The 443-nt window shown below is 64.1% G+C and carries 1 protein-coding gene; it reads left to right on the top strand.

Annotation, left to right across the window (positions count from 1 at the left end; all coding sequences use genetic code 11):
- Window positions 1-443: potassium-transporting ATPase subunit KdpA (locus tag X744_RS0139310; protein WP_031261587.1), on the top strand; the 443-nt coding region annotated here is incomplete at both ends.

Genomic DNA, 443 nt, shown 5'->3' with positions numbered 1-443 from the left:
AATGCCAACGCGGCACATCCATTCGAAAATCCCGACGCCTTCTCCAATCTGATCCAGATGCTGTCGATCTTCGTCGTCGGCGCCGCATTGACCAACGTCTTCGGCCGCATGGTCGGCAACCAGCGCCAGGGCTGGGCGATCCTCGCCTCCATGGGCGTGCTATTCATCGCCGGCGTCGCCGTCTGCTATTGGGCGGAAGCCGCGGGCAATCCGCTGGTGCATGCGCTGGGCATCGACGGCGGCAACATGGAAGGCAAGGAGACCCGCTTCGGCATCGTGCTCTCGGCTTTGTTCGCCGTCATCACGACGGCCGCTTCCTGCGGCGCGGTCAACGCGATGCATGACAGCTTCACCGCGCTCGGTGGCATGATCCCGCTCATCAACATGCAACTCGGCGAGGTCGTCGTCGGCGGCGTCGGCGCCGGCTTCTACGGCATGCTGAT

Origin of the sequence: Mesorhizobium sp. LNHC252B00 (genome assembly GCF_000502955.1) — a bacterium.
Lineage (GTDB): Bacteria > Pseudomonadota > Alphaproteobacteria > Rhizobiales > Rhizobiaceae > Mesorhizobium.
This window is presented reverse-complemented; position numbering and strand designations above follow the sequence as displayed.